The sequence below is a fragment of the Streptomyces barkulensis genome (assembly GCF_002843305.1).
GTDB classification, from domain to species: Bacteria; Actinomycetota; Actinomycetes; order Streptomycetales; family Streptomycetaceae; genus Streptomyces; species Streptomyces barkulensis.
This window is the reverse complement of record NZ_PGSG01000009.1, coordinates 94735-118161: the sequence shown is the minus strand read 5'-3', so window position 1 is coordinate 118161 and position 23427 is coordinate 94735. Positions and strand designations below refer to the sequence as shown.

The 23427-nt window shown below is 68.4% G+C and carries 18 protein-coding genes; 10 read left to right on the top strand and 8 right to left on the bottom strand.

Going from position 1 to position 23427, the window contains the following annotated elements; translation table 11 throughout:
- Positions 1-165 precede the first annotated feature (165 nt).
- Positions 166-660, top strand: a complete 495-nt coding sequence (locus tag CUT83_RS02320) for a DUF3145 domain-containing protein (protein ID WP_093654684.1) — start codon at positions 166-168, stop codon at positions 658-660.
- 289 nt (positions 661-949) lie between these two features.
- On the opposite strand, the gene CUT83_RS02315 is transcribed toward CUT83_RS02320, so the two are convergent.
- The 5 genes from CUT83_RS02315 to CUT83_RS02295 form a co-directional block, all read right to left on the bottom strand.
- Entirely contained in the window at positions 950-2212 is a 1263-nt protein-coding gene (locus tag CUT83_RS02315; RefSeq protein WP_101254185.1) for a beta-ketoacyl-[acyl-carrier-protein] synthase family protein, read from the bottom strand.
- 87 nt (positions 2213-2299) lie between these two features.
- A complete protein-coding gene (locus CUT83_RS02310) occupies positions 2300-2548 on the bottom strand; it encodes an acyl carrier protein (protein WP_093848993.1) in 249 nt (82 codons plus the stop codon).
- Between the two features lie 86 nt (positions 2549-2634).
- Positions 2635-3639 carry a ketoacyl-ACP synthase III gene (locus tag CUT83_RS02305; RefSeq protein ID WP_101254184.1) on the bottom strand — a complete coding sequence of 335 codons (1005 nt, stop codon included), beginning with the start codon at positions 3637-3639 and terminating at the stop codon, positions 2635-2637.
- Positions 3640-3653: 14 nt separating this feature from the next.
- Entirely contained in the window at positions 3654-4610 is a 957-nt protein-coding gene (locus tag CUT83_RS02300) for an ACP S-malonyltransferase (protein WP_101254183.1), read from the bottom strand.
- A 100-nt stretch (positions 4611-4710) separates the two neighbouring features.
- Positions 4711-5913 (bottom strand): PucR family transcriptional regulator, encoded by a 1203-nt coding sequence (locus CUT83_RS02295; protein WP_101254182.1) that lies wholly within the window; start codon positions 5911-5913, stop codon positions 4711-4713.
- Between the two features lie 153 nt (positions 5914-6066).
- On the opposite strand from CUT83_RS02295, the gene CUT83_RS02290 reads away from it, so the two are divergent.
- Positions 6067-6636, top strand: coding sequence for a Uma2 family endonuclease (locus CUT83_RS02290; RefSeq protein ID WP_101254181.1), 570 nt, complete (start codon positions 6067-6069; stop codon positions 6634-6636).
- A gap of 408 nt (positions 6637-7044) precedes the next feature.
- Here CUT83_RS02290 and CUT83_RS02285 read toward each other — a convergent pair whose 3' ends face one another.
- Positions 7045-7665 (bottom strand): hypothetical protein, encoded by a 621-nt coding sequence (locus CUT83_RS02285; protein WP_101254180.1) that lies wholly within the window; start codon positions 7663-7665, stop codon positions 7045-7047.
- A 141-nt stretch (positions 7666-7806) separates the two neighbouring features.
- Here CUT83_RS02285 and CUT83_RS02280 point away from each other — a divergent pair, with 141 nt between their 5' ends.
- The gene (locus tag CUT83_RS02280; protein WP_101254302.1) at positions 7807-8481 is read left to right on the top strand and encodes a pirin family protein; all 675 of its coding nucleotides are present in this window, start codon (positions 7807-7809) and stop codon (positions 8479-8481) included.
- On the opposite strand, the gene CUT83_RS02275 is transcribed toward CUT83_RS02280, so the two are convergent.
- Entirely contained in the window at positions 8472-8936 is a 465-nt protein-coding gene (locus tag CUT83_RS02275; RefSeq protein ID WP_101254301.1) for a hypothetical protein, read from the bottom strand. The genes CUT83_RS02280 and CUT83_RS02275 overlap by 10 nt on opposite strands.
- 627 nt (positions 8937-9563) lie before the next feature.
- Between CUT83_RS02275 and CUT83_RS02270 the strand changes: the two genes are divergently transcribed.
- From CUT83_RS02270 to CUT83_RS29760, 4 genes are all read left to right on the top strand, one after another.
- Complete coding sequence (locus CUT83_RS02270) at positions 9564-18164, top strand: golvesin C-terminal-like domain-containing protein (RefSeq protein WP_240958136.1); 8601 nt, start codon at positions 9564-9566, stop codon at positions 18162-18164.
- A complete protein-coding gene (locus CUT83_RS29770) occupies positions 18165-18698 on the top strand; it encodes a hypothetical protein (protein WP_143688470.1) in 534 nt (177 codons plus the stop codon).
- Between the two features lie 300 nt (positions 18699-18998).
- Positions 18999-19421, top strand: coding sequence for a hypothetical protein (locus CUT83_RS29765; protein WP_158238957.1), 423 nt, complete (start codon positions 18999-19001; stop codon positions 19419-19421).
- Positions 19422-19521: 100 nt separating this feature from the next.
- On the top strand, positions 19522-20016 hold the full coding sequence (locus tag CUT83_RS29760; protein WP_143688468.1) for a hypothetical protein: 495 nt from the start codon (positions 19522-19524) through the stop codon (positions 20014-20016).
- A 117-nt stretch (positions 20017-20133) separates the two neighbouring features.
- Here CUT83_RS29760 and CUT83_RS02260 read toward each other — a convergent pair whose 3' ends face one another.
- Entirely contained in the window at positions 20134-21330 is a 1197-nt protein-coding gene (locus CUT83_RS02260; protein WP_101254178.1) for an ISAs1 family transposase, read from the bottom strand.
- A gap of 398 nt (positions 21331-21728) precedes the next feature.
- Between CUT83_RS02260 and CUT83_RS31570 the strand changes: the two genes are divergently transcribed.
- The 3 genes from CUT83_RS31570 to CUT83_RS02240 all read left to right on the top strand — a co-directional run bounded on the left by CUT83_RS31570 (position 21729) and on the right by CUT83_RS02240 (position 23390).
- A complete protein-coding gene (locus CUT83_RS31570) occupies positions 21729-22091 on the top strand; it encodes a DNA/RNA non-specific endonuclease (RefSeq protein ID WP_101254177.1) in 363 nt (120 codons plus the stop codon).
- A 13-nt stretch (positions 22092-22104) separates the two neighbouring features.
- Entirely contained in the window at positions 22105-22626 is a 522-nt protein-coding gene (locus CUT83_RS02250; RefSeq protein WP_241524762.1) for an SMI1/KNR4 family protein, read from the top strand.
- Between the two features lie 584 nt (positions 22627-23210).
- Positions 23211-23390 carry a hypothetical protein gene (locus CUT83_RS02240; RefSeq protein ID WP_101254175.1) on the top strand — a complete coding sequence of 60 codons (180 nt, stop codon included), beginning with the start codon at positions 23211-23213 and terminating at the stop codon, positions 23388-23390.
- Positions 23391-23427 lie beyond the last annotated feature (37 nt).

Genomic DNA, 23427 nt, shown 5'->3' with positions numbered 1-23427 from the left:
CCCTTTTAGGGAGAATCGGCACGGATAGTGTTTACTGTTCGTAACTTCGGGAGCCGGAAGACACGTGACCGATGGGACAGGATGTCAACCGGTGACCCGGCGCATGGCCGGCAGGGATTCGAGGCCGCCACGGAAGGTCGCACTCGAACCACACAGGAGGTCCCGGTGACGACACGTGGAGTTCTGTACGTGCACTCAGCCCCCCGCGCACTGTGCCCGCACGTCGAATGGGCCGTCGCGGGAGTGCTCGGCGCCCGCGTCAGCCTCGACTGGATCAAGCAGCCCGCTTCCCCGGGCACCTGGCGCGCGGAGCTGTCCTGGCAGGGCGAACCCGGTACCGCCTCCAAACTCGCCTCCGCGCTGCGCGGCTGGCGCATGCTCCGCTTCGAGGTGACCTCCGAGCCCTGCTCCACCGCGGAGGGCGAGCGTTACAGCTCCACCCCCGAGCTGGGCATCTTCCACGCGGTCACCGGTATGCACGGCGACATCCTCATCCCCGAGGACCGGCTGCGCGCCGCCGTGGACCGCGCCGCGCGCGGCGAGACCGAGCTGGAGGCCGAGATCTCCAAGCTCCTCGGCAAGCCCTGGGACGACGAACTGGAGCCCTTCCGCTACGCGGGCGAGGGCGCTCCGGTGCGCTGGCTGCACCAGGTGGTCTGACACCGCCGCGCCGCCGCGACGGCGGACCCGGCGGACCGGCCGGTGCGTTCCGGGGGCGGACGCCCTTCCCCGGCGCCGGTGTCACGGGCGCGGTGACGGCTCACGGACTCCCGCGCGCCGGCCCGGTCTCCGCTCCCCGCCCTTACGGAACCGCGCTCCCGTCCGGGGCCTCGGCCTCCCCGGACGCCCGAGGGGCCCGCCGGACGATGTCCGGCGGGCCCCTCGGGCGCTGCGCGCGCCTGTCGCGCCAGGCCTCAGGCTGTACCCAGGCGGCTGCCCAGGCGGCTGCTCAGGCGGTGCGGAAGGCCACGACGACGTTGTGGCCGCCGAAGCCGAAGGAGTTGTTGACCGCCACCAGCGGGCCCTCGCCCAGCGAGCGCGGTTCGCCGGTCACGATGTCGGCGTCGATCTCCTCGTCCAGGTCGTCGACGTTGATGGTCGGCGGCGCCGTGCGGTGGTGCAGCGCCAGCACCGTCGCCACCGTCTCGATACCGCCCGCGCCGCCCAGCAGATGACCGGTCATGGACTTGGTGGCGGAGATGGCGACATGGTCCAGGTCGGAGCCCAGCACCTTGCGCAGCGCCTTGATCTCGGCGACGTCGCCCTGCGGGGTGGAGGTGGCGTGCGCGTTGAGGTGCGCGATCTCGGAGGGGTCGAGGCCGGTGCTCTCCAGCAGTCCCTGCAGGGCGTCGGCGATGCCCCGGCCGGCCGGCTCGGGCTGCGCGATGTGGTGGTTGTCCGCGGACAGGCCCTGCCCCAGCACCTCGCAGTAGACCCTCGCACCGCGCCGGGCCGCGTGCTCGGCCGACTCCAGTACCACGACACCCGCGCCCTCGCCGAGCACGAAGCCGTCGCGGGCCTTGTCGTAGGGGCGCGAGACCTTCGCCGGGTCACCCTCGTTCTTCGACAGCGCCATCATGTTGGCGAACGCCGCGATGGGCAGCGGGTGGATCGCCGCCTCGGCGCCGCCCGCGACGACCACGTCGGCGCGCCCGGAGCGGATCATCTCCACGGCGTAGCCCACCGCCTCGGCGCCCGAGGCGCAGGCGCTGACCGGGGCGTGCACGCCCGCCTGGGCGCCCACCTCCAGGCCCACGTTGGCCGAGGGGCCGTTGGGCATCAGCATCGGCACGGTGTGCGGGGAGACGCGGCGTACGCCCTTCTCCTTGAGCACGTCGTACTGGTCGAGCAGGGTGGTGACACCGCCGATGCCGGAGGCGACGACGGTGCCGAGCCGGCCCGGGTCCACCTGGCCGTTCTCCCCGGCCCGGCCCTCGTAGCCGGCGTCCGCCCATGCCTCGCGGGCCGCGATCAGCGCGAACTGCGCCGAGCGGTCCAGCTTGCGGGCGAGCGGACGGGGCAGGACCTCGGACGGGTCGACCGCCGCCTGCGCGGCGATCCTCACGGGCAGTTCGGCCGCCCACTCCTGCTCCAGGGCCCTGACCCCGGAGCGGCCGGCGAGCAGGCCCTCCCACGTCGATGCGCTGTCGCCACCCAGCGGTGTGGTTGCGCCGATACCGGTGACGACCACGGTGTGGTGGGTCGCGTTCACAGGAATTTCTCCACTGGTAGGGGAAGTGCGGTCATCCGCCACCGCGGAGCGGGTGGCGACAAACGCTTCAACGGGCGTGCGGACCTGTCAGTCCTGGTGGTTGAGGATGTAGTCCACCGCGTCACCGACGGTCTTGAGGTTCTTGACGTCGTCGTCCGGGATCTTGACGCCGAAGCGCTCCTCGGCGGCGACGACGACCTCGACCATGGACAGCGAGTCGACGTCCAGGTCGTCGGTGAAGGACTTGTCCAGCTGGACGTCCTCGGTCGGGATACCGGCGATCTCGTTGACGATCTCGGCGAGACCCTCGACGATCTCTTCCTTGGTGGCGGCCATGGTGGCGCTCCTTCGTGTCGTGTTACGCGTGGTGGGTTGTGGTCCGGTGTACTGCGGTCCGGCGTACTGCGGTGCGGAACATCCGGCTATGGGAGGGTAACGACCGTCGCCGCGTAGACGAGACCCGCCCCGAAGCCGATGACGAGCGCGGTGTCGCCGCTCTTCGCCTGCCCGGTCGCCAGCAGCCGCTCCATGGCGAGCGGAATGGAGGCGGCCGAGGTGTTGCCGGTGGTCTCCACATCGCGGGCGACCGTGACGTGCTCCGGCAGTTTGAGGGTCTTCACCATCGAGTCGATGATCCGCATGTTGGCCTGGTGCGGGATGAAGACGTCCAGGTCGTCGGAGGTGATCCCGGCGGCCTCCAGCGCCTGCTGGGCGACCTTGGCCATCTCGAAGACGGCCCAGCGGAAGACCGTCTGACCCTCCTGGCGGAGCGCCGGGAACTTCTCGACCTCGCCCTCGCGGTAGTCGTCCCACGGAACCGTCTGCGAGATGACGTCCGCCTTGTCGCCCTCCGAACCCCACACCGTGGGGCCGATGGCGGGCTCCTCGGACGGGCCGACGACGGCCGCCCCGGCGCCGTCGCCGAAGAGGAAGGCGGTGGTGCGGTCCGTCAGATCCGTCAGGTCCGACAGCCGTTCGACGCCGACGACCAGCACGTACTGCGCGCTGCCCTCCACCACCAGGCCCTTGGCGATGGTCAGGCCGTAGCCGAAGCCCGCACAGGCCGCGGAGATGTCGAACGCGGCGGCCCTGCCGGTGCCCAGCCGGTGGGCGACCTCGGTGGCGATCGAGGGCGTCTGCTTGAAGTGGGAGACGGTCGAGATCACGACCGCGCCGATCTGCTCGGGGGTGATCCCCGCGTCCGCGATCGCCTTGCCCGCCGCGGCGAGCGTCATCTCGGCGACGGTCTCCTCCGGGCCGGCCCAGTGCCGGGTGGTGATGCCCGAACGGGAGCGGATCCACTCGTCGGACGAGTCGATGTGCTTGAGGATCTCCTCGTTGGGCACCACGCGGGTCGGACGGTAGCCGCCGACGCCGAGGATGCGCGCGTACGGTGCGCCCTTCGCGGGCCTGATCTTCGCGGTCATGCTCTCGCAAGCTCCTATCGACTGCTGTCCGGCCGCTGGGCCGCGGGAGAGGCGTGCTCGGCGATCAGCTCACGGGCCGCGTCGAGGTGCTCGGGGGTCTTCAGCGCCAGCGTCTTCACACCCGGCAGGGCACGCTTGGCCAGGCCGGTGAGGGTACCGCCGGGGCACACCTCGATCAGCGCGGTGACGCCCATCTCCTTGAACGTCTCCATGCACAGGTCCCAGCGCACCGGACCGGCGACCTGCCGCACCAGCCGCCGCAGGATCTCGCCGCCGTCGGCGACGGCCTGCCCGTCCCGGTTGGAGACGTAGGGCACGCGCGGGTCCTTGGGCGCCACGCCCTCGACGGCCTTCGCCAGCGCGTCGACGGCCGGGGCCATGTGGTGGGTGTGGAAGGCGCCCGCCACGGACAGCGCCTTGACCATCCGCACACCCTCCGGCTTGTCCTCGGCCAGGGCGGCGAGCTGCTCCATGGTGCCGGCGGCGACGATCTGGCCGGCGCCGTTGACGTTGGCCGGGGTCAGCCCCAGCCCCTCCAGATGCGCCGTCACCGTCTGCGGATCGCCGCCGATGACGGCGGTCATACCGGTCGGGGTGACGGCGGCGGCCTCGGCCATCGCCCGGCCGCGGGTGCGCACCAGCGCCATCACGGCCTCGGGGGCGAGGACTTCGCCGACCGCGGCGGCGGTCAGCTCGCCCACACTGTGGCCCGCGACGGCGCCGAGGGAGTCCAGCGGAACGCCCTCCAGCAGCGCCTGCGCGGAGGCCAGGCCCGCGGCCACCAGCAGCGGCTGGGCCACGGCCGTGTCGCGGATCCGCTCGGCGTCGGCCTCGGTGCCGTAGTGCACCAGGTCCAGGTCGATGGCGGCCGACCACTCACGCAGCCGGTCGGCGACGCCGGGGAGTTCGAGCCAGGGGGTCAGGAAGCCGGGCGTCTGGGCGCCCTGGCCGGGAGCGACGAGTACGAGCACTCTCACACTCTCTCTTGTCGACGGATGTCCACGCCGGTGGGGACCGGCACGAAGAACGGTCAGGGGAATTGTGGGAGGCCGACAAAACCGATGGGCACGACTATATCTGCCCGCTCCCGTCTGCCAGGCGACCCAGGATCAGCGCGACGCGCAGCGTGAACGCCGAACGGACGTCCGAGGGGGACCATCCGGTGACGTCCGTCACACGTCGCAGCCGGTAGCGAACGGTGTTGGGGTGCACGAACAGCATCCGCGCGGCCCCCTCCAGACTGCTCGCCTGCTCCAGATAAACACTCAAGGTTTCCAGGAGGGCGGCCCCGGCCTCCTGGAGCGGTCTGTAGATCTCCTCCACCAACAGCGCCCGCGCGGTGGGATCCGCGGCCATCGCGCGCTCGGGCAGCAGATCGTCCGCGAGCACCGGGCGCGGCACGTCCGGCCACGCGGCGCACGCCTTCAGCCCGGCGGCGGCCGCCTGCGCCGAACGTGTCGCCGACAGCAGGTCGCCCACCACGGGACCGGCCACCACCGGGCCCGCGGCGAACGGACCGATCAGCGACTTGGCGACGTGCAGCGGATCGTCCGAGCCGCCGGCGATGACCACCAGCCGGTCGCCCAGCACCCCGGTCAGCACCTGGAGTTTGGCGTGCCGGGAGGCACGCCGGATCGCCTCCACCGTCAGTTCGCTGTCCCCGTCGGGCGCGGTGCCCAGTACGACCGTCACATGCTCGGGGGAGTTCCAGCCCAGCGCCGCCGCGCGGGAGACGGTCCCCTCGTCGGCCTCGCCGGAGAGCACGGCGTTGACCACCAGCGACTCCAGTCGCGCGTCCCACGCGCCGCGCGCCTCGGCGGCCTGCGCGTACACCTGGGCGGTGGCGAACGCTATCTCGCGGGCGTAGACCAGCAGCGCCTCGCGCAGCACGTTCTCGTCGCCGGGTGCGGCGACCTCGTCGATCGCCGCCTCCACGACCTCGATGGTGGTGCGGACCATCTCCACGGTCTGCCGCAGCGTGATCGCCCGCGTCAGCTCGCGCGGCGCGGTGCCGAACACGTCCGTGCTGATCGCCTGGGGCGTCTCGGGATGCCGGAACCACTCGGTGAACGCCGCGATGCCCGCCTGCGCCACCAGGCCGATCCACGACCGGTTCTCCGGCGGCATCGCCCGGTACCAGGGCAGTTGCTCTCCCATACGGGTGAGGGCGGCGGCGGCCAGCTTGCCGGAGGACTGCTCCAGCCGCCGCAGCGTCGCGGGGTGCGGGTGGGGGCGCTGCTTGTCGGGTGCTGGTGTCTGAGTGGGTTCTGGCACGGGACAAGACTGCCCTATTGGTACGGCCGTATGGGTGGCGGGTGTCGGATCCGTACAACGGAGGGGGCCGGGCCGGCGCCCGCCCGGCGCCGGCGCGTACGGCCTACGATGACGGCGGAGCCGGTCGGGGAGTTCTGTTCTCAGGGGAGCGCGATGTCCGTCGACTACGAGCGTATGGCCGAGATCGCCGAGGAGCTGAGCAGGCACATCCCCGAGGAGGTCCGGGCCGTCGAGATCAGCGGCGAAGAGATCGTCATGACGATGTCCCCGAGCAACCGGCACGAACTGATCGTCCACCGGGTGGGCAAGCAACTCGACGCCCAGATCGAGCGGCAGGGGGCGGATCTCATCGCCCACGGCGGTGCCGACCTGGAGGACCCCGCCGTGGGGGTCAGACGGCGGCCGGACGTGATGGTCTTCCCCGAGAGTTGCCTGGAGACGGGCGAGGCCGTCCACCCCCGCGATGTCGAGGTCGTGGTCGAGGTCGTCTCGCGGACCAACCCGGAGAACGACTACGAGGGGAAGACCCGCGACTACCCGGCGATGGGCATCCCCTACTACCTGTTGCTCGACCCCCGGAAGGGCACCGGGGCACTCTACTCCGGCATCCACCGCACCCCGGAAGGTCCGCGCTACGGCACCTCCACGGAGTTCGCCTTCGGCGAGACGGTGCGGGTGGGCGACTGGACGGTGGACACCTCCGTCTTCCCGACGTACGGCTGAACGCCCCGGAGCGGAGGCTCAGCCGGAGGTTCGCTGCCCGCGGGCCGGGGCACCGCCGGCGGCGGGGAGGTTGAGGCGGCGCCGTGCGGTGCGCACGTGTTGCCGCGGCGACCACTCGATCGTGGGGCCGTCGCCGAACGGGGCGGAAGCGGACGAGGCCGCGGTGTTCCATGGCGTTCCACGGCAGCCGGTCGCGAGGAGGGGATGGAGCGGTGAACGGTTTCGTCAAGTAGTCGGGGAGCGGCCACCGTCGGCGTGCGGAGGAACTGGTGGGCGGGAGGAGGGTGTTCGAAGAGGGCGCGCGGCGTCTGTCGGCCGGGGCACGGGCCCGGAGGCCGGCCGGGACGGGGCGGGAGGGCGGCTTCACCCAGGCCGAGGCGGCCGAGCCGACGGAGGTGGCCCGGCCTCTCAGGGGCGCTGTGCGGGGCCGATGACCGACAGGCCGGCGCGGGAGGCCAGCCAGGACGCCTGCCTCTCCTCGTACCCGTCGAGGTTCCCGCGACGCACATGGACCAGAACGGTGTGCTCGTCGGCGCGCTCGTCCAGTTCGCGGGTACGGGTGTTGAGCAGCAGGGTGACCATGGCGTGTGTGCCCTCCCAGGCCAGAGCCGGCTCCTCGGCCCCGGGCCAGGCGAGCGAGTGCCAGCGGATCTCGCCGACGCGCGGTCCCACCAGATCCACGAAGGCGTCCTCGACGCTGCCCACGGCCTGGTCGAGCATGGAAGCCCACAGAGGCAGCAGTCCCGCCCAGCCGGCCTGGTCGGTGGGGAGCGAGCGGGCCGGGAGGCCGCTGAGCAGACCGGTCGGATCGGAGGGGAACCGCGCCCACTCCTCCGCGTTCTCCGTCCGGAACCACACGTCGGGCAGCGCGCTCCGTACGCGGAGCACATCCTCGGCGGTGGGCAGCTCGGCGTCCACGCAGACCCGCGCGTGCCGCCGGTCCCCGACCGCCAGCAGCCGCCGCGCCGTACTCAGCGCCAGTGCCGCATCGCGGGTGCGCAGGACGGGGTACGCGACATCGTTGGACATGCGGACACGGTGCCACACGCGCTCCAGGACTCCCGGCCCCTCCCGGCCGCCCTCTCCCACGGCACCCCGTGGGGGAGGAGGCCGGGAGGTGTGCGGGCGGCCGTCGTGTGGGATGTCGGCCCGTCCGCGTACCGTGGAGGAATGCTGCACATATGGCGCGATGCGGACCGTTATCGGGGCGGGGACCGGGCGGCCGGCATCGAGACACGGCACGCCTTCTCCTTCTCCGGCTTCTACGACCCGTCCAACACGCGCTTCGGGCTGCTGGTCGCCTGCAACGAGGAGCGCCTCGCGCCGGGCGCGGGCTTCGCCGAGCACCCGCACGCGGACGTGGAGATCGTCTCGTGGGTGGTCGAGGGCGAGCTGACGCACGAGGACTCGGCCGGTCGCCGCGTGACCGTGCGGCCCGGGGACGTGCAGCGGCTGAGCGCCGGCCGCGGCATCCGGCACGTGGAGCGCAACGCGGGGAGCGAGCCGCTGCGGTTCGTGCAGATGTGGCTGGTGCCGGGGGTGTTCGGGGGCGAGGCGGAGTACGAGGTCGTGCGCGGCATAGCCGACGGCACCCCCTACGCCCTGGCCCGCGCCGACGCGGTGCTGCACGTACGGCGGCTGGGCGCGGGGGAGCGCACCGCGGTACCGGACGCGCCGTGGGTGTACGTGCACGTGGTGCGCGGCGGGCTGAGCCTGGGCGGTGAGTCGCTGGAGGCGGGCGACGCGGCACGGATCGGGGGCGCGCAGGGGCTGGAGGCGTCCGGAGGCGGGGCCGGGGCCGAGGCGCTGGTCTGGGAGATGCACTCCGAGCCGTCCTACGGCTGAGACCGCCCCTCCACGACGGGCTCCGCGACGGGCTCCGCGGCGGACTCCGGGGCCGGGAGGGCGCCGGAGCAGGTGGCGCGCCCGTAGGAGCCGAAGGCGGTGGAGCGCTGGACGTGCCTGCCGCGGATGGCGAGGGCGCAGCTGGCCTCGCCGCCCTCCTCGCCGAGGAGGATGCTGACGGTGGGCTCCTCGCCCAGGGGCACCTCCACGGTCTTCTTCCACGGCAGCGTCACGTCCGAGGCGATGGTGGCCTTCCCGGCCTCGCCGCGGGCGAGGTAGGTGATGTCGGCCGTGCCCTCTCCCCGCACCTCGTAGGTGACCTCGGCGGTGGGGGCGGCCCGCTCCCCGGGCTCGTCCCCGGTGTTCAGGACGCCGTAGCCGACGAGGCCGGCGCAGGCGAGCACCAGGGCGGCGGCGACGGCCACCACGCGCCGGTCCACGCCCCGCTCGGACATCGCCTTTCCCTTTCCGGTTTCGCCGTCGGCGGAATCGGCGGAATCGGCGGATCCGGTCGAATCGACAGGGTCGGTTTTCGGGTTTCCCGGCACCGGGTCGCCCGGGCGGTCGGTCGATTCGTCCGTCTGTGCCCGTGCGCGTTCCTTTTCCTCGTCCGGTGTGTCCGGGGGCCCGGACATGTCCTTGCTCATGACGATCCCTTTCCGAGAACGCGGACATGTGAACACGGCGTTGTACACCATGTGCGCCGCTCGTGGCCAGTGAGGGAGCAAACTCCCCCAATCCGGCCCGCCGATCCGTCGTGATCTGCGGCGATGAAGCGGCGAACCGGCGAAGTGCCCGTTATTTCCGCAGGCTTGACGGGGGATCGAGAATGAGCGTAGAACCCTCCGTCGGCTGCGAGAGCCGTCGTGACCGGCGGGCGACGCATTCCTTGGCGGAATCCCTTTCCAGGGGCTCCCCCGGGGGTGCGTCGTCCATTCCCCACGTCGTAACGCCGATTTCACGGCCATGTTCCGTCCGTAGGCCGCCTTGTTTCCCGGGGCGGTTGCTTCGGCCTGCCCGCATTCCGCACGTACGTGAGCGCACGGGAGACGCGGGACCGGCCGGGAAAGGAATTCGGCAAGATGAGAAAGCGGTACCGAAGACTGCTTTCCGGACTCGTCGTGTCGGCCGTCATGGGCACCCTGCTGCCGCAGGTGGCGTACGCGGCCCCGGCGTCCGAAGGCGGCGGTGACGGCGGCAAGGGCATCGTCGACACCGTCGCGGACTGGTTCTCCGGCGACGAGGACGACGGCGAGGCAGCGCCGCCCGCCGACGGCAGGGCGGCGCTGCCCAGCCGCGAGAAGCTGCCCAGGGGGAAGAAGGCACCGGCGGCGAAGCGCGTCAAGGAGCTGACCGGCAGGCGCACCGCGCACGCCCGGTTCTGGCAGCTCTCCGACGGGCGCGTCGAGGCCGAACTGTCGGCCGTCCCCACCTCCTACCGCTCCGGGTCCGGCGAGAAGGCCCGGTGGAAGCCGATCGACACCGCGGTGCGTCCCAGCGACGCCAAGGGGTTCGAGTTCGCCAGCACCGCCAACACCGGCCGCAGCTGGTTCGGCTCCGACCCGAAGCGCCTGATGCGCTTCGCCAACGACACCGGCCAGGGCGTGACGATCGGCCTGCGGGACGCGACGGGCGCGAAGCTCAAGCCCAGGGCCGAGGGCGACACCGTCACCTATGCGGACGCCCTGCCCGGAGCCGACCTGTCCTACGAGGTGGGCCCGGGCCGGGTGAAGGAGAACATCACCCTGGCCGAACGGCCCGACGGGCCGGTGTCGTTCACCTTCACCCTGGACGTCGACAAGCTCACGCCCAAGGCGCGCAAGGACGGCTCGATCGCCTTCTACGGCGAGCACCCCGGCGTGCCCGTGATGGAGATCCCCGCCGCGTACATGACCGACGCGCGCAAGGACGCCTCCTCGCCCTACGGATACGTCCACAGCAACGACGTCACCCAGAAGCTCACCCGCCACGGCGACGACTGGCGGCTGACGGTGACACCGGACGCCGACTGGCTGGCGGCCGAGGAGCGGCGGTACCCGGTGGTCATCGACCCCACCGTCTCCATCGCCCCCACGCCGTCGCAGTCGCAGGACGTGATGGTCCTGTCCGACCAGCCGTCGGTGAACTTCAACGCCAGCTGGAAGCTGGCGGCCGGCCGGACCGACACCGGCACCGCCCGTTCGCTGATCAAGTTCCCGCTGGACGAGATCCCCGCCGGGGTGGAGGTCGACTCCGCCCGCCTGGAGATGTACTTCGACCAGACCCACACCACCGGCGGCACCGACGTGCCCGTCCGGGTGCACCGGGCCACCGGGGCGTGGGACGAGTCGACGGCGACCTGGGACAGCACCAGCTCGCTGGTCGGTGAGCTGTCGGGCACCAGCGTCCAGGTCGACGACGGCGACCCGGCCACGGCCGCCTCCGGCTCCTGGCCCGCGTCCGGCTCGACGCTGACGCAGTACGCCGTCGGCGGCGACTACCACTACAACAAGGACGGCACGGCCGGGGACACCTACGCCTGGCAGCCGAAGGTCGAGGACACCGCCACCTACCGGGTGGACGTCCACTACGTCGCGGCCACCGACCGGGCCACCAACGCCCCCTACACCGTCACCCACCGCGACGGCTCGGCCACGTACACCGTGGACCAGTCGGCCGGCACGGGCGGGCAGTGGACCTCGCTGGGCGGCGGCAAGCAGCTTCCCTTCACCAAGGGCACCACCGGCAAGGTCGTGCTCGGGGACGGGCCGGCCTCCACCTCCACCGCCGTCATCGCCGACGCGGTGCGGCTGGTGAACCCGGCCGAGATCTGGAAGAACACCGGCGAGTACAACCAGTGGCACAAGTTCCCCGTGACCGACACCGTGCAGAAGTGGGTCTCGGGCACCGCGGCCAACCACGGCTTCGTGATCAAGGCGCGGGACGAGTCCTCCTCCGGCCCGCTGGGCGGCCCCCGCTACGAGGCGGCCGACGGCTACTACGGCGGCGAGACCTCGACCTACCCGCGGCTGACGGTCACCTGGGGCAGGACCGGCACCGCGCTGGACTCCCCGACCGTGGTGCACGGCACCGGCCCGGAGCTGCACTGGAAGGCGTACAAGAACACCAGCGGCGACTCCGGTCTGGACATCGTGGAGTACCAGCTGCACCGCTCCACCCAGCAGACCTTCACCCCGTCGGCGGCCACCCTGGTCGCACCGGTGGACAAGGCGGTCACGTCCTTCACGGACACCACCGCGACCCCGACACCCGCCGACCACGCGGACGAGATCGGGCGGTCGTACTACTACCAGATCGCGGTCAAGACCAAGAGCGGTGAGCTGCTCGGCTCGCCCACCCGGGTCGTGGGCATCCCCAAGGCCGGCCGCACGATGAGGCTCATCCAGGCCGGGCAGAGCGACACCACCCTCTCCAGCGCCCAGCCGGACACCAACCAGGACACCATCGAGTCCTGGGGGGTCGGCCAGAAGTGGCTGAGCGTCGGCAACAACTCCGCCACCTACGGCACCACCCGCTCGGTGCTGAAGTTCCCGACCTCCGACATCCCCACCAGCGCCACCGTGCTGGAGTCCAGGCTGTTCCTGTGGGCCTCGCAGACGACCACCGGCAGCAACGGGGCGGTCTACGAACTGCGCCCGCTGAACCGGACCTTCGACGAGACCACCGCCACCTGGAACAAGGCGTCCTCCTCCACCGCCTGGAGCAGGCCGGGCGGTGACTACGGCTCCGCCGTCTCCGACACCACGGCGCAGTGGAGCAACGACGTCGGACGCCACTGGTGGGACGCCACCTCGATGACGCAGGGCTGGGTGAGCGATCCGGCCGCCAACAAGGGCGCGATGCTCAAGCTCGCCGACGAGTCCTCCACCGGCCCGCAGGAACGCAGCCTGTTCCTGTCGGCGGAGGCCGCCGACCCGCAGCTGCGTCCGCTGATCCGCGTCATCTACGTCGACTCCACCGCCGAGAAGACCTACCACGCGCCGCAGACGCCGTCGCGGATGATCCCCGGTGACACCGACACCGTCGAGGTGACGGTCACCAACACCACCGGCTCGGAGTGGACGGCGACCGGACACGAGCTGTCCTACCGCTGGGCGCTGCCGGACGGCACCGACGTCACCACCGGCGGCAACCAGATCGCCACCGCCCTGCCGAGGGACCTCGCCCCGGGCGAGTCGGTGACGGTGCGGGCGCAGGTCAAGGCGCCGATCAACTCCGACTCCGGCAACAAGCGCCTGGACCACGTGCTCACCTGGGACGTGCGGAACAAGACCACCGGCGCCTGGGAGTCCGACGGCGGAGGCGTCCCCGGCCTGGCCCAGCATGTGGCGGTGGAGGACCCGACATCCAACCAGCTCGGCCTGGAGAAGTTCTACTCCTACGCGGGCAAGAACACCGGCGCCGGCTCCACGGTGATGAACAACCTGTACGCCGGCAACAACGTCTGGTCCTACAACGCCTTCTCCAACCCCGGACGCGGCCTGTCCACCTTCGCCCGGTTCTCCTACAACTCCCTGGACACCTCCGACACCGTCCTCGGCCACGGCTGGTCGGCGCAGCTCGCGGCCCCGATCCGCTCGGGCGCGGCGCTGGACTTCCACCCCAACCCCGACCCGACCACGGTGACGCTGCCCGACGGTGACGGCACCGCGCACACCTTCCGCAAGCAGACGGACGGCACCTGGAAGGCCCCGGCCGGGGTGCACTACCTGCTCCAGCAGAAGGAGGGCGTGGACTGCAAGCCGTCGGCCGACGGTGACCCGCGGGCCTGGTCGATGACGCGGCCGGACCGCACGGTGTTCTCCTTCGACTGCGACGGCTACCTGTCGGCGATCACCGACAAGAACGGCAACACCCAGACCTATACCTACGAGGAGCGCCGCTCCAACAACAAGCCGGTCAAGTTCCTCAAGTACATCACCGACCCGGCCGGCCGGCAGACCCTGACGGTCGACTACTACGACAAGGGCCAGGACTACCCCTACATCGACGACGCCGGCGCCAAGCGGTCCGGCACCAAGCTGACCAGCCCGAAGATCATCGACCACATCGCGTCGATCACGGACGTCTCCGGGCGGAAGCTGACCTTCGTCTACAGCGACAAGGGCCTGCTGGGGGAGCTGACCGACGGCGCCGGCAGCGCGCAGCCGAAGGTCTTCCGCTTCACCTACGACGCCACGCAGGGCAACAAGAACGTCAAGCTGGTCAAGGTCACCGACCCGCGCGGCAACGCCACCTCGCTTGACTACTACGACCCCAGCGAGGGGGACGACCCGAAGTTCCACTGGGCGGCGCAGACCATCACCGACCGCCTCGGGTATGACACCGGCTTCGTCTACACCGACCCCGACGGCACCGCGGGCTCGTTCATCGAAGCCCGGGTGACGGACGCGGAGGGCAACGCCTCCACCTACCTCCAGGACGGCTACGGCCGCCCCACCCAGGTGACCAACGCCAAGTCCCAGACCACCAAGCTGTCCTGGGACGCGGACAACAACGTCACGCGCCTGGAGGAGAACAACGGCGCCGTCACCACCTACGCCTACGACCCCAAGACCGGCTACCCCACCGAAACCAAGGACGCCGAGGCCAACGCGGCCGGCACCCCGGGCACGACGATGGAGTACGCCACCTCGCTGGACGGCCATGTGGCCGACCTGTGGCGCAAGGTCTCCCCGGAGGGCCGGACCTGGCAGTTCGGCCACGACACCTTCGGCAACCTGGCCTCGGTCACCGACCCCAAGGGCACCGCCACCACCACCACCGACGACTACACCACCACCTACACCTACGACACCCACGGCCGGCTGAAGACGGCCACCGACGCAGGCGGCAACACCACCACCCACGGCGAGTTCGGCCCGACCGGCTACCCGGCGCTGATCACCGACGCGCTGGAGAAGACCACCTCGTTCGTCTACGACGAGCGCGGGCAGGTGCTGGAGAGCACCGACGCGCTGGGCAAGACCACCACGCAGACCTACGACGTCTTCGGGCGTCCGCTGGTCTCCACCGTGCCCAAGGACCAGGACGCCGGTGAGCTGATCACCACCCCGGCCCCGGTCTACGACGCCAACGACAACATCACCGAGTCCACCGCGCCCAACGGGGCGGTCTCCACGGCCGTCTACGACAGCGCCGACCAGCTCACCTCGGCCACCGCGCCGAAGGACACCGACACCTCAAACGAGCGCAGGACGACCTACGCCTACGACAAGGTCGGCAACCTCCTGACGACCACCGAGCCCAAGGGCAACCTGACCACCACAGCCGGCGACTACACCACCACCCACGCCTACGACGCGATCTACCAGCTCACCTCCGTGGTCAACGCGGCGGGCGACAAGATCAGCTACAGCTACGACGACGTCGGCAATCTGGTGAAGGTCACCGACCCGAAGAAGAACGCCAGCGCCGATACCGGCGACTTCACCACCGCCTACACCTACGACCTCAACCACCGCGTCACCACGGTCACGGACGCGGCCGGCCACACCACCTCGCGCGCGTACGACAAGGACTCCCTGGTCGTCTCCACCACGGACGCCGAGAACAACACCACGCTCGTCACCTACGACGAGCGCGGCATGACCACCGAGGTCAAGGTCCCGCACACCAAGGACGCCTCGGGCACGATCACCTACCGCACGACGAAGTACGAGTACGACGAGGTCGGCAACCGCACCAAGGTGATCACCCCGCGGGCCGTGGCGGCCGGGACGACGGAGGCCTTCACCGCCCGGACCGAGTACGACGCGCTGAACCGGCCGGTCAAGCAGTTCCAGCCGTACGACCCGGACGACTTCCGCTACAACGACCCCAACGTCTACACCGAGACGGTGTACGACGCGGTCGGCCGGGTGACGTCGACCTCCCTGCCGCCCTCCCAGGGGCAGTCGGTCCGCAACACCACCACCTACACCTACTACGACCACGGCCTGGTGGAGTCCTCCACCGACCCGTGGGACATCACCACCACCTACGACTACAACGACCTGGGCCTGCAGACCGCCCGCACCCTCACCTCGGCCGGAGGCTCCTCCTCCCGCACGATGGGCTGGGGCTACTACCCCGACGGCAAGCTGAAGTCCCGCACCGACGACGGCGTGCCGGTCGGCAAGCACGTGGTGCTGGTCGACAACTCCGACACCCACAACACCGACTCCACCGGCACCTGGACCACGGCGGACGCCGACGGCCAGCAGGGCTACGACCACGCCGTCCACACGGCCGGCACCGGCACGGACGCCTTCACCTGGACCCTCAACATCCCCGCCGACGGCACCTACACCGCCTACGTGAAGTACCCGCAGACGGCGGGCGCGGCCACCTCCGCGACCTACACCGTCACCCACGCCTCGGGCACCACCGAGGCGACGGTCGACCAGACCACCGGCGCCGGCACCTGGGTCTCCCTGGGCTCCCACACCTTCACCCAGGGCAACGACGCCAAGCTGGAACTGTCCGAGAACGACGGCGGCACGGTCGTCGCCGACGCGGTGAAGCTGGTGCGCGACACCAGCGGCGAGACCGACACCGAACAGCGCGACTTCTCCTACACCTACGACGCCAACGGCAACCTCACCCAGATCACCGACGGCTCCTCCGGCGCCGACATCGACACCTACCGGATCGCCTACACCGGCCTCAACCAGGTCCACCAGGTCGAGGAACTGGCCGCGGGCACGGTCAAGGAGACCACCTCCTACACCTACGACCCCAACGGCCTGGCCAAGACGCTGACCAACCCCGACCAGTACTCCGCCTACGGCTACGACATCCGCGACCTGGTCGACGAGGTCTCCGTCGCAACCAGCCCCCTCGACACCGACCCCAAGGTCACCACCTTCACCTACACCCCTCGCGGCCAGAAGCTGCGCGAGACCAAGGACAACGGCAACACCGTCGACCACACCTACTTCCTCGACGGCGCGCTGAAGACCCAGGTGGAGAAGAAGGCGGGCGGCACCCTGGTCTCCTCCCACACCTACGCCTACGACCCCAACGGCAACAAGGCGCGGGACGTGGCGAAGAAGATGAACGCCGACGACCACTCGGCGTACCTCTCCTCGACCACCGACTACACCTACGACCCGGCCGACCGGCTCGCCAAGTCGGTCAAGACCGGCAACGGCGCCGGCACCGACACCTACGTCCACGACGCCAACGCCAACGTCATCAGCCAGACCGTGGGCGGCACCACCACCACCTACGCCTACGACCGCAACCGGCTGCTGAGCGCCACCGCCGACAGCTCGACCGCCTCCTACGACTACGACCCGTTCGGCCGGCTGAGCTCGGTCACCTCCGGCGGCCAGATCATCGAGTCCAAGACCTACGACGGCTTCGACCACGTCACCGAGCACACCAAGCTCGACGACACCGGCGCGCGGAAGACCACCACCTACACCTACGACCCGCTGGAGCGCACCGCCTCCAAGACCGCCGACGGCACCACCACCGACTTCGACTACCTCGGCCTGTCCGGCGAGGTACTGGACGAGGAGGTCGCCGGCCAGGTCACCAAGTCCTACCAGTACAGCCCCTGGGGCCAGCGCCTGTCCCAGACCACACACCACGCCGACGGCACGGCCGAGGACGGGTTCTACGGCTACAACGCCCACACCGACGTCGAGACCCTCACCGACGCCACCGGCGACACCCAGGCCACCTACGGCTACACCGCCTACGGCTCCAACGACACCTCCGAGTTCACCGGCATCGACAAGCCCGACCCCACCGACCCCACCAAGGAGCCGTACAACCCCTACCGATACAACGCCAAGCGCTGGGACTCCGCCACCGGCACCTACGACATGGGCTTCCGCGACTACAGCCCCGGCCTGAACCGCTTCACCACCCGCGACATGTACACCGGCGCCCTCGCCGACATGCACCTGGGCACCGACCCCTTCACCGCCAACCGCTACGCCTTCACCGGCGGCAACCCCATCAGCCGCATCGAACTCGACGGCCACCGCCTCGCCGAATGCGACCAAGCCGGCTACAGCTGCACCATGAACAGCGCCGGCGGCTGGGACGTCAGCGTGCCGGAAAGCCTCACCAAACCAGGCAGCGACAGTCCGGACACTCCCCACGAAGGCGGTGCCTTCGACTCCAAGTCCAGCTGGATGGACTTCCTTAACCCCAGTATCTCGCATGCTCTCACTCTCTACGATGACCTCACGAAGGGCGCCTGTGCCGCTGACCTGGAGTTGTCATGTGAGCTGTGGAAGCATTACCGCGGCGCGAGTGGAGAGCAGTACCGACTCGACAGCGCGATGGTGGATGAATTGCTTGAGGACAAAGGGTTGGAAGGCAGCGTAGAGAAGCGCCTCAAGGAGTGGAGAGGAGAAGCTGCGGAGAAATGTTCGGCCGATGAAAGCTGCACCTTCTTGGCGGACAGCGGCTGGCTTCCTGCTACCTTCTCGGGGCTAGATGCGAAGAACGCCATCGGGAACGTTAAGTACCGGATTAGCGCGTCGGTAACCGTGAACAGTGATGACGTTACAGTCAACTATCAGGTGGACTTGTTCAAGGGGTGGAATTTCGACAGGGGCAAGACCGCCCCTATCCCGGTCGTAGGCATGGAACTCGACCTCGGACAATTTCTTGACCTGCATGAACATGGATATGCGAGGGAGTACGACATGGTCGGCACCAGCACGCTTCACACTTTTTAGATGGACGAAGGGAGCGAGAAAGTGACTTCATGGACCCCAGGGAAGGTGGCGGCAATTGTTTCTTTGATGGCTTTTCTCGCATTCACTACAGGATGTTCCCAGAGTGAACACGGAGGAAGCTACGAAGTTTCTGCGGAGGTTTCGGATGCCAGGATGTACGACGGGTGCATCGACGGACGAGGCCTTGAGGAGATTCAGCGAGTTTACGGATTGGTTCTGCCCGCAGAAATAAAGGAACTTCGATTTTGCGATCAAGAGAGCTGGTCTGGTTCCGCCGGAGAAATGCGCTTCGAAACATCCAAAGCGGGGCTGAAGCAGTTCATTAAGAAGTCAAGCAGGTCAACGGTCCCATTGGTTGAAGTCGACTCACTGGAGCAGAAAAGACAGTGGGAACAGGTGCCGGAAGGTCTTCCCGTCGAGTCTGGTATATACGTGAACAGAGTTGGAGGGTGTGATAACTCAATCGACATTAGCGTTGTGGACCTGGAGCGGGATGCCGTCAGAGTCTATCTAAAGCTGGTGTGCGCGTCCTAAAAAATCATAATTTAAGGAGTCGACCCGGCAGGCAGGCTGGCTGCATATCGGGTCGACTCCTGTTATTGGCTGAAGGTGGAGGGGACCTGGGAGGCCAGCACCTCCCCCAGGCCAAGCAGAACACCGGTGACACCACCGAGGACGGCCTCTACAGCTACACCGCCTACGGCGCAGACGACACCTCCGAGTTCACCGCCATCGACAAGCTCCGACATGATCAGAGTATCTTGGGTCAATGGAGAAATAGTAGACGTACAGGATTACGACGCCACAGGAGCCAAGGCGAGTCAGAGCGTCGACATGATCGCATCGACCATAAGCAACAAGATGGACCCGAACAAGAAAAAGCAGGCGAACAACGTTATTTTTGTCGCGAAGACCGAGGCTCAGGCTGAGGCGGTGGCAGAACGCTTCAAGAACGATTCCCGCGTTAGAGTGATTCACTCAGGCAGCGGGTTCGATAGTGGGAGAGTTTTCAGCTCCGTGACCGGTGGCCCTAATGTGCAACGAATGAGCCCAAGGATGCGGGGTTTCCATGCGCTGGGCGTGGTGGGCAGCCTCATGCCCCTCGCGCAAGCCAACAGCTACTTCCGCAGCTTCGGCTTCTGGGGCGGGCTTCGAGAGATGGGCGAAGATGTCATCGACCCGTGGGGAGTTCTCGACACATACGGCCCCCCTCCGAGAAGTTCGGTGTGCGATCCTACGACGAAATACTGCGCGTGAGTGAATTTGGCGTAACGAGTTAGATGCCACCGCTGGACCGTGGTCCAGCGGTGGCATCCGTCGCTATTTCAACTTTTCCAATTTCGACAAGGAGGATAAGATGGCGGGGATTAGAGTAGTGGCGTGCTTGCCTGCGGGCGCCGAAGAGAAACTTGAAGCCTTGCTAAGGGATTCCCTCGCTCCCTTTGAGATGTATTCTGGTTTTGAATGGCGAGAAATATGGGATCGATGGACGATTCGCGGTGGTAGCGACGCAACGGGATTCTTGATCGTCCCTGGATTCGAAGATGATCCTAGGCTCATTCATGATTTCCCTCGCTACGATGGAAAGATCCTTCCGAGCCTGCCGGGCAGATGTGCCGGGGGGCCTAAGGGGATGCTTCGCGTTTCGGATTCCTGGGACGAATGGAATTCGAATCTGTTGACGCTTGACGGCTGGTGGATCGAGAGAGGAAACCCTGTGCATGGCGCCTGTGTATCCCCTGAACTCTGTCCACATATGCGAGATGGATGGAGGTATGAAAGGAATCCCCTCGGCTATCTGGAAAACTTGGATTCGAACGTGATCCTAGTGAAGCTTCTGTGTCACGGCTGACCTGTGCCATAATTTTGGATATCGGAACTATGTTTGTTTTGGTCAGTCGCAGTCGCAGCCTCCGTGGCAAGGTCTTTGAGAAGTGATCTTGTGTCCGGGTTCGTCAGCAGGGCTTGATCAAGTTCCGTAAGTGTGGGGCTTGTTGGTGATGCCCAGGATCGTGAGTGCCCGTTCGGGTTCGTGGCGGATGGCGCGGGTGGTCTTGGCTACGTTGTCGGCCCCGAGGAGCTTCAGGGTGCCGATGGCGAGGTTGCGGAAGCCGGCCATGACGCGGGGCGCGTTCCCGGCGTGAACGGTTGAGGCGTCCTCGGCGAAGGTGACATCTCTGATGTGGTGGGAGGAATTTTCGATTCCCCAGTGTCCGCGGATGGCGGCGGCGAGGTCGGCGGGGGTGGCCTGGTGGGTGTCGAGGCTGGTGACGGCGTAGACACTCTCGCGACTCTCGGGCTTGCCGGTGGGCTTGCGGCGGCGGTGGACGCGGATGGCCAGGGCCGCGTGGGGGAAGGCGATCCCGCCGAGGTTGCCGGCGATGGAACAGGTCTTGATCGACCGGGACTCGCGCCGTCCGTGGGCGGTGCGGGAGGCGGTGTGCTGAATGGCGATCGATGTCCAGGGCAGGGCGTCGAGCTGGGCGTATGCGAGGGGCTGGTTGGACTTGATGACCGCGATGTAGTGGGCCTTCTCCGCCTCGACCAGCCAGGTGATGTTGGCCTTTACCGAGTGCAGGGCATCGAAGGTGACCACCGTGTCCGCGAGGTCGAGCGGCGCCAGCAGCGGCTTGAAGTGCCGCGTCTCGTTCGTCTTCCCCCCGACCTCGACCTGGGCCAGGGTGGCAACGGGTGTGTGCGTGACCGCCGAGAGGAGGTGACGGCGCGGCGCGTCCAGGCGGGCCGAGCCCTTCAGCGCTTTGCCGTCCACGGCGATGACCCGCCGGACCTGGGCCGAGGGTCTGCCGTCCGACGCGACTTCGCGGTGCCGGTCGGCGAGATAGGCGCCCACCGCCTGGTCCAGGGCATCACCGTCCAGCGCCTGAAGGATGCGTCCGATGGTGACCGGCTTCGGGCTGCGCCGCCAGCCGAGCGGGTGACGGCGGATCCCGAGGGCTGCCAGCAGCGTGGTCGTAGCCCGCTCGCCGGCCTCGGCGATCTCCTCGATGCTCTTCGCGTCACCGATGACCGCGCAGGCACACACCAGCAAGATCGCCGTCAGCGAGTACCAGCGGCTCCGGCGTGAGCGCGGATCGGGCACCGACTCGAGGTAGGGGCGCAGGTCAGCGATCCGGTCCGCGTCCAGCGGACCCAGCTTCGCGAGCACGGCGGGGATAGGGGAAGATACAACGGCAGGCACGGGACATCCTCGTGATCATCTGGCTTAGTCACCACAATGATCACGAACCCCCGTGCCTGTACTGCTACCCGCCCTCACCAGGCGCGATCGTCAACTCTACGCACCTACAGGGAACTTGACGGAGCCCTGACCCCGCAGCCGACGCCGTGCCCCGCGCCCAGGCCCGCACCGCGGGGCACCGACACCGACAGCGCCTCCTGCAACCCGCTGCCTCTGATCGACGGAGGACGGATCTACGGAGGACTGGAGGAGCACACGAACCACCAGGGCAAGAAGGGCTGCAGGGCAACCGGCGCCTTTGCGTTCCTCACCAAGAGTGACCGCAGGTCGCGCACCGGGGCGGGTGGTCTGCCGAGGTGCCCCGAATGCGAGCCGTCCGTCAAGCCGGACGGAATGGGGAAATCGCGGCAGGAGGCGGAGATCCGCAAGCCGGCCACTTGATAGGCTACCGGGGGAAGGGCACCGGCCAGGATGTCCGAAACCTGGTGGCTTTGCACGGCGGTGCAAACAGAAGGATGACCAGCAAGCTGGAACGCTTCGGGTGGAAGCACTTGACTGGGAACAACAAGCTGATCATGTCGGTCGTTCCTGTCTACGGAGATCCGCATTCTGCTGTTCCTACATCCGTCCAGGTGGGAATGACTGCATACGGACCCCAGGGAAATATCGTGGACTCTTTCTCGTGCACGGCGGTCAACTCTCCGACCGGCATCGGCTCGAAGTGCTAGAAGGAGCGTAGTGGTGGCAGCGCTTGCAGAGATACAAACCCTGCTGGGTGAACCTCGGTTCAACTGGTCGGATCCGGCGCCGTGGATCGAACTGGAGCAGGAGCTCGGTATCGAATTTCCTACGGACTTCCGTGAGATCGTGGACGCCTACGGTTCGATCGAGATCAACGGACAGTTGTATCTGGAGCATCCCGCCAGCCACCTTCTGCACAACCTGGGAAAAACGATCAGGGGTGACCTCGACTTCTGGCGTGAAGAGGACATGGCGGAATTTCTGCCGAGTCCGGTGGGGGCGAACCCCGGCGAATTGATGCCGGTGGCGACGGCCACGACGGGTGAGATGGTTTTCCTGTGCGTTCCCGACACCCCTTCGTCGCCCTGGCGCGTCGTGGTACAGGAGTTCGACAGTCCGGCCTGGACTCTCTATGAGATGACGTTCAGTGAGTGGTTGCTGGCTTATCTCAAGGGTAGGGACGTGACGTTGTGTTCCCGCAACCTCGCGCCTGACGGGCCGTTCTGGGAGTTCCTGCCCTGAGAGAGCGCGGTGGCACCCCTTCTATGAAGGGGTGCCACCGCGCTCTTGATCCGAGACTCGAAGGGTCCTGTACGAAGACGCAGCGAACGTGCGGGCCGCCGAATATCCGCGCGCGGTGTGCGGCTGGCGCCGGCGTCTGCGGAAGAGGCGGCGAGTTCGGCCTGGTTCCGGGCCCGGTGCTGCTTGGGCAGGCTGTGCTCGAGGTCAGCGTTGACCAACTCATCGGGGGCGGTCGGTGCGGCGTCGGTGAGTTGGCTCAGAGAGGCTGGGATGAGCGATGATGAGCGGGCAGGCACGGTCTTCCGTCGCGGTGATCAGGGACTCGACACCTCATGACCACCGGGAGTCGTGCCTGCCTCCGCGTCAGCCCCGGCGACCACCCCGCGCTCCTGCTCCAACTCCTGAAGCGCTGCCGGCCCGGACACACCGCCTGAACGACGCCGCCCTGGGGGATGGTCTGGGGGAGATCCTTCGGGAGAAAGAGATTCGTCCAGTCCGCCAAGGCCTCTACTCGCCTGGGAATTTCGTGTCCGGAGTGCTCTCCGCTCGCGAAGGACCATGGAACGGGAGGAGGCTGTGAAGGCGTGGCAGGTGGAGGCGGCGCGGTACGACTGAGCGTCCTGGGCTACCTGGTGGCCGGAGAGGCGCGCCGCGGTGAGGCGGAGGCCGCGCTGGACGTGCTGGAGTTCGCCGATCCGGACCAGCGGCGGTTCCACCACTTCCGCTCCGCCCTGGAGCGGCGCACGGGAAAGCCGCGCTTCTGAACCGGATCTGAACCGGGCGGGCGGGGTACGCGGGCGC

Bases quoted from the DNA above. Each gene is read 5' to 3' on its own strand.
- CUT83_RS02275 (WP_101254301.1), bottom strand. From the start codon at position 8,936: ATGTCCGAGCGGGGCGTGGACCGGCGCGTGGTGGCCGTCGCCGCCGCC.
- CUT83_RS29765 (WP_158238957.1), top strand. From the start codon at position 18,999: ATGATCGCATCGACCATAAGCAACAAGATGGACCCGAACAAGAAAAAG.
- CUT83_RS02280 (WP_101254302.1), top strand. From the start codon at position 7,807: ATGCTGCACATATGGCGCGATGCGGACCGTTATCGGGGCGGGGACCGG.
- CUT83_RS29770 (WP_143688470.1), top strand. From the start codon at position 18,165: ATGGACGAAGGGAGCGAGAAAGTGACTTCATGGACCCCAGGGAAGGTG.
- CUT83_RS02310 (WP_093848993.1), bottom strand. From the start codon at position 2,548: ATGGCCGCCACCAAGGAAGAGATCGTCGAGGGTCTCGCCGAGATCGTC.
- CUT83_RS02290 (WP_101254181.1), top strand. From the start codon at position 6,067: ATGTCCGTCGACTACGAGCGTATGGCCGAGATCGCCGAGGAGCTGAGC.
- CUT83_RS29760 (WP_143688468.1), top strand. From the start codon at position 19,522: ATGGCGGGGATTAGAGTAGTGGCGTGCTTGCCTGCGGGCGCCGAAGAG.
- CUT83_RS02270 (WP_240958136.1), top strand. From the start codon at position 9,564: ATGAGAAAGCGGTACCGAAGACTGCTTTCCGGACTCGTCGTGTCGGCC.
- CUT83_RS02305 (WP_101254184.1), bottom strand. From the start codon at position 3,639: ATGACCGCGAAGATCAGGCCCGCGAAGGGCGCACCGTACGCGCGCATC.
- CUT83_RS02285 (WP_101254180.1), bottom strand. From the start codon at position 7,665: ATGTCCAACGATGTCGCGTACCCCGTCCTGCGCACCCGCGATGCGGCA.
- CUT83_RS31570 (WP_101254177.1), top strand. From the start codon at position 21,729: ATGCGAGCCGTCCGTCAAGCCGGACGGAATGGGGAAATCGCGGCAGGA.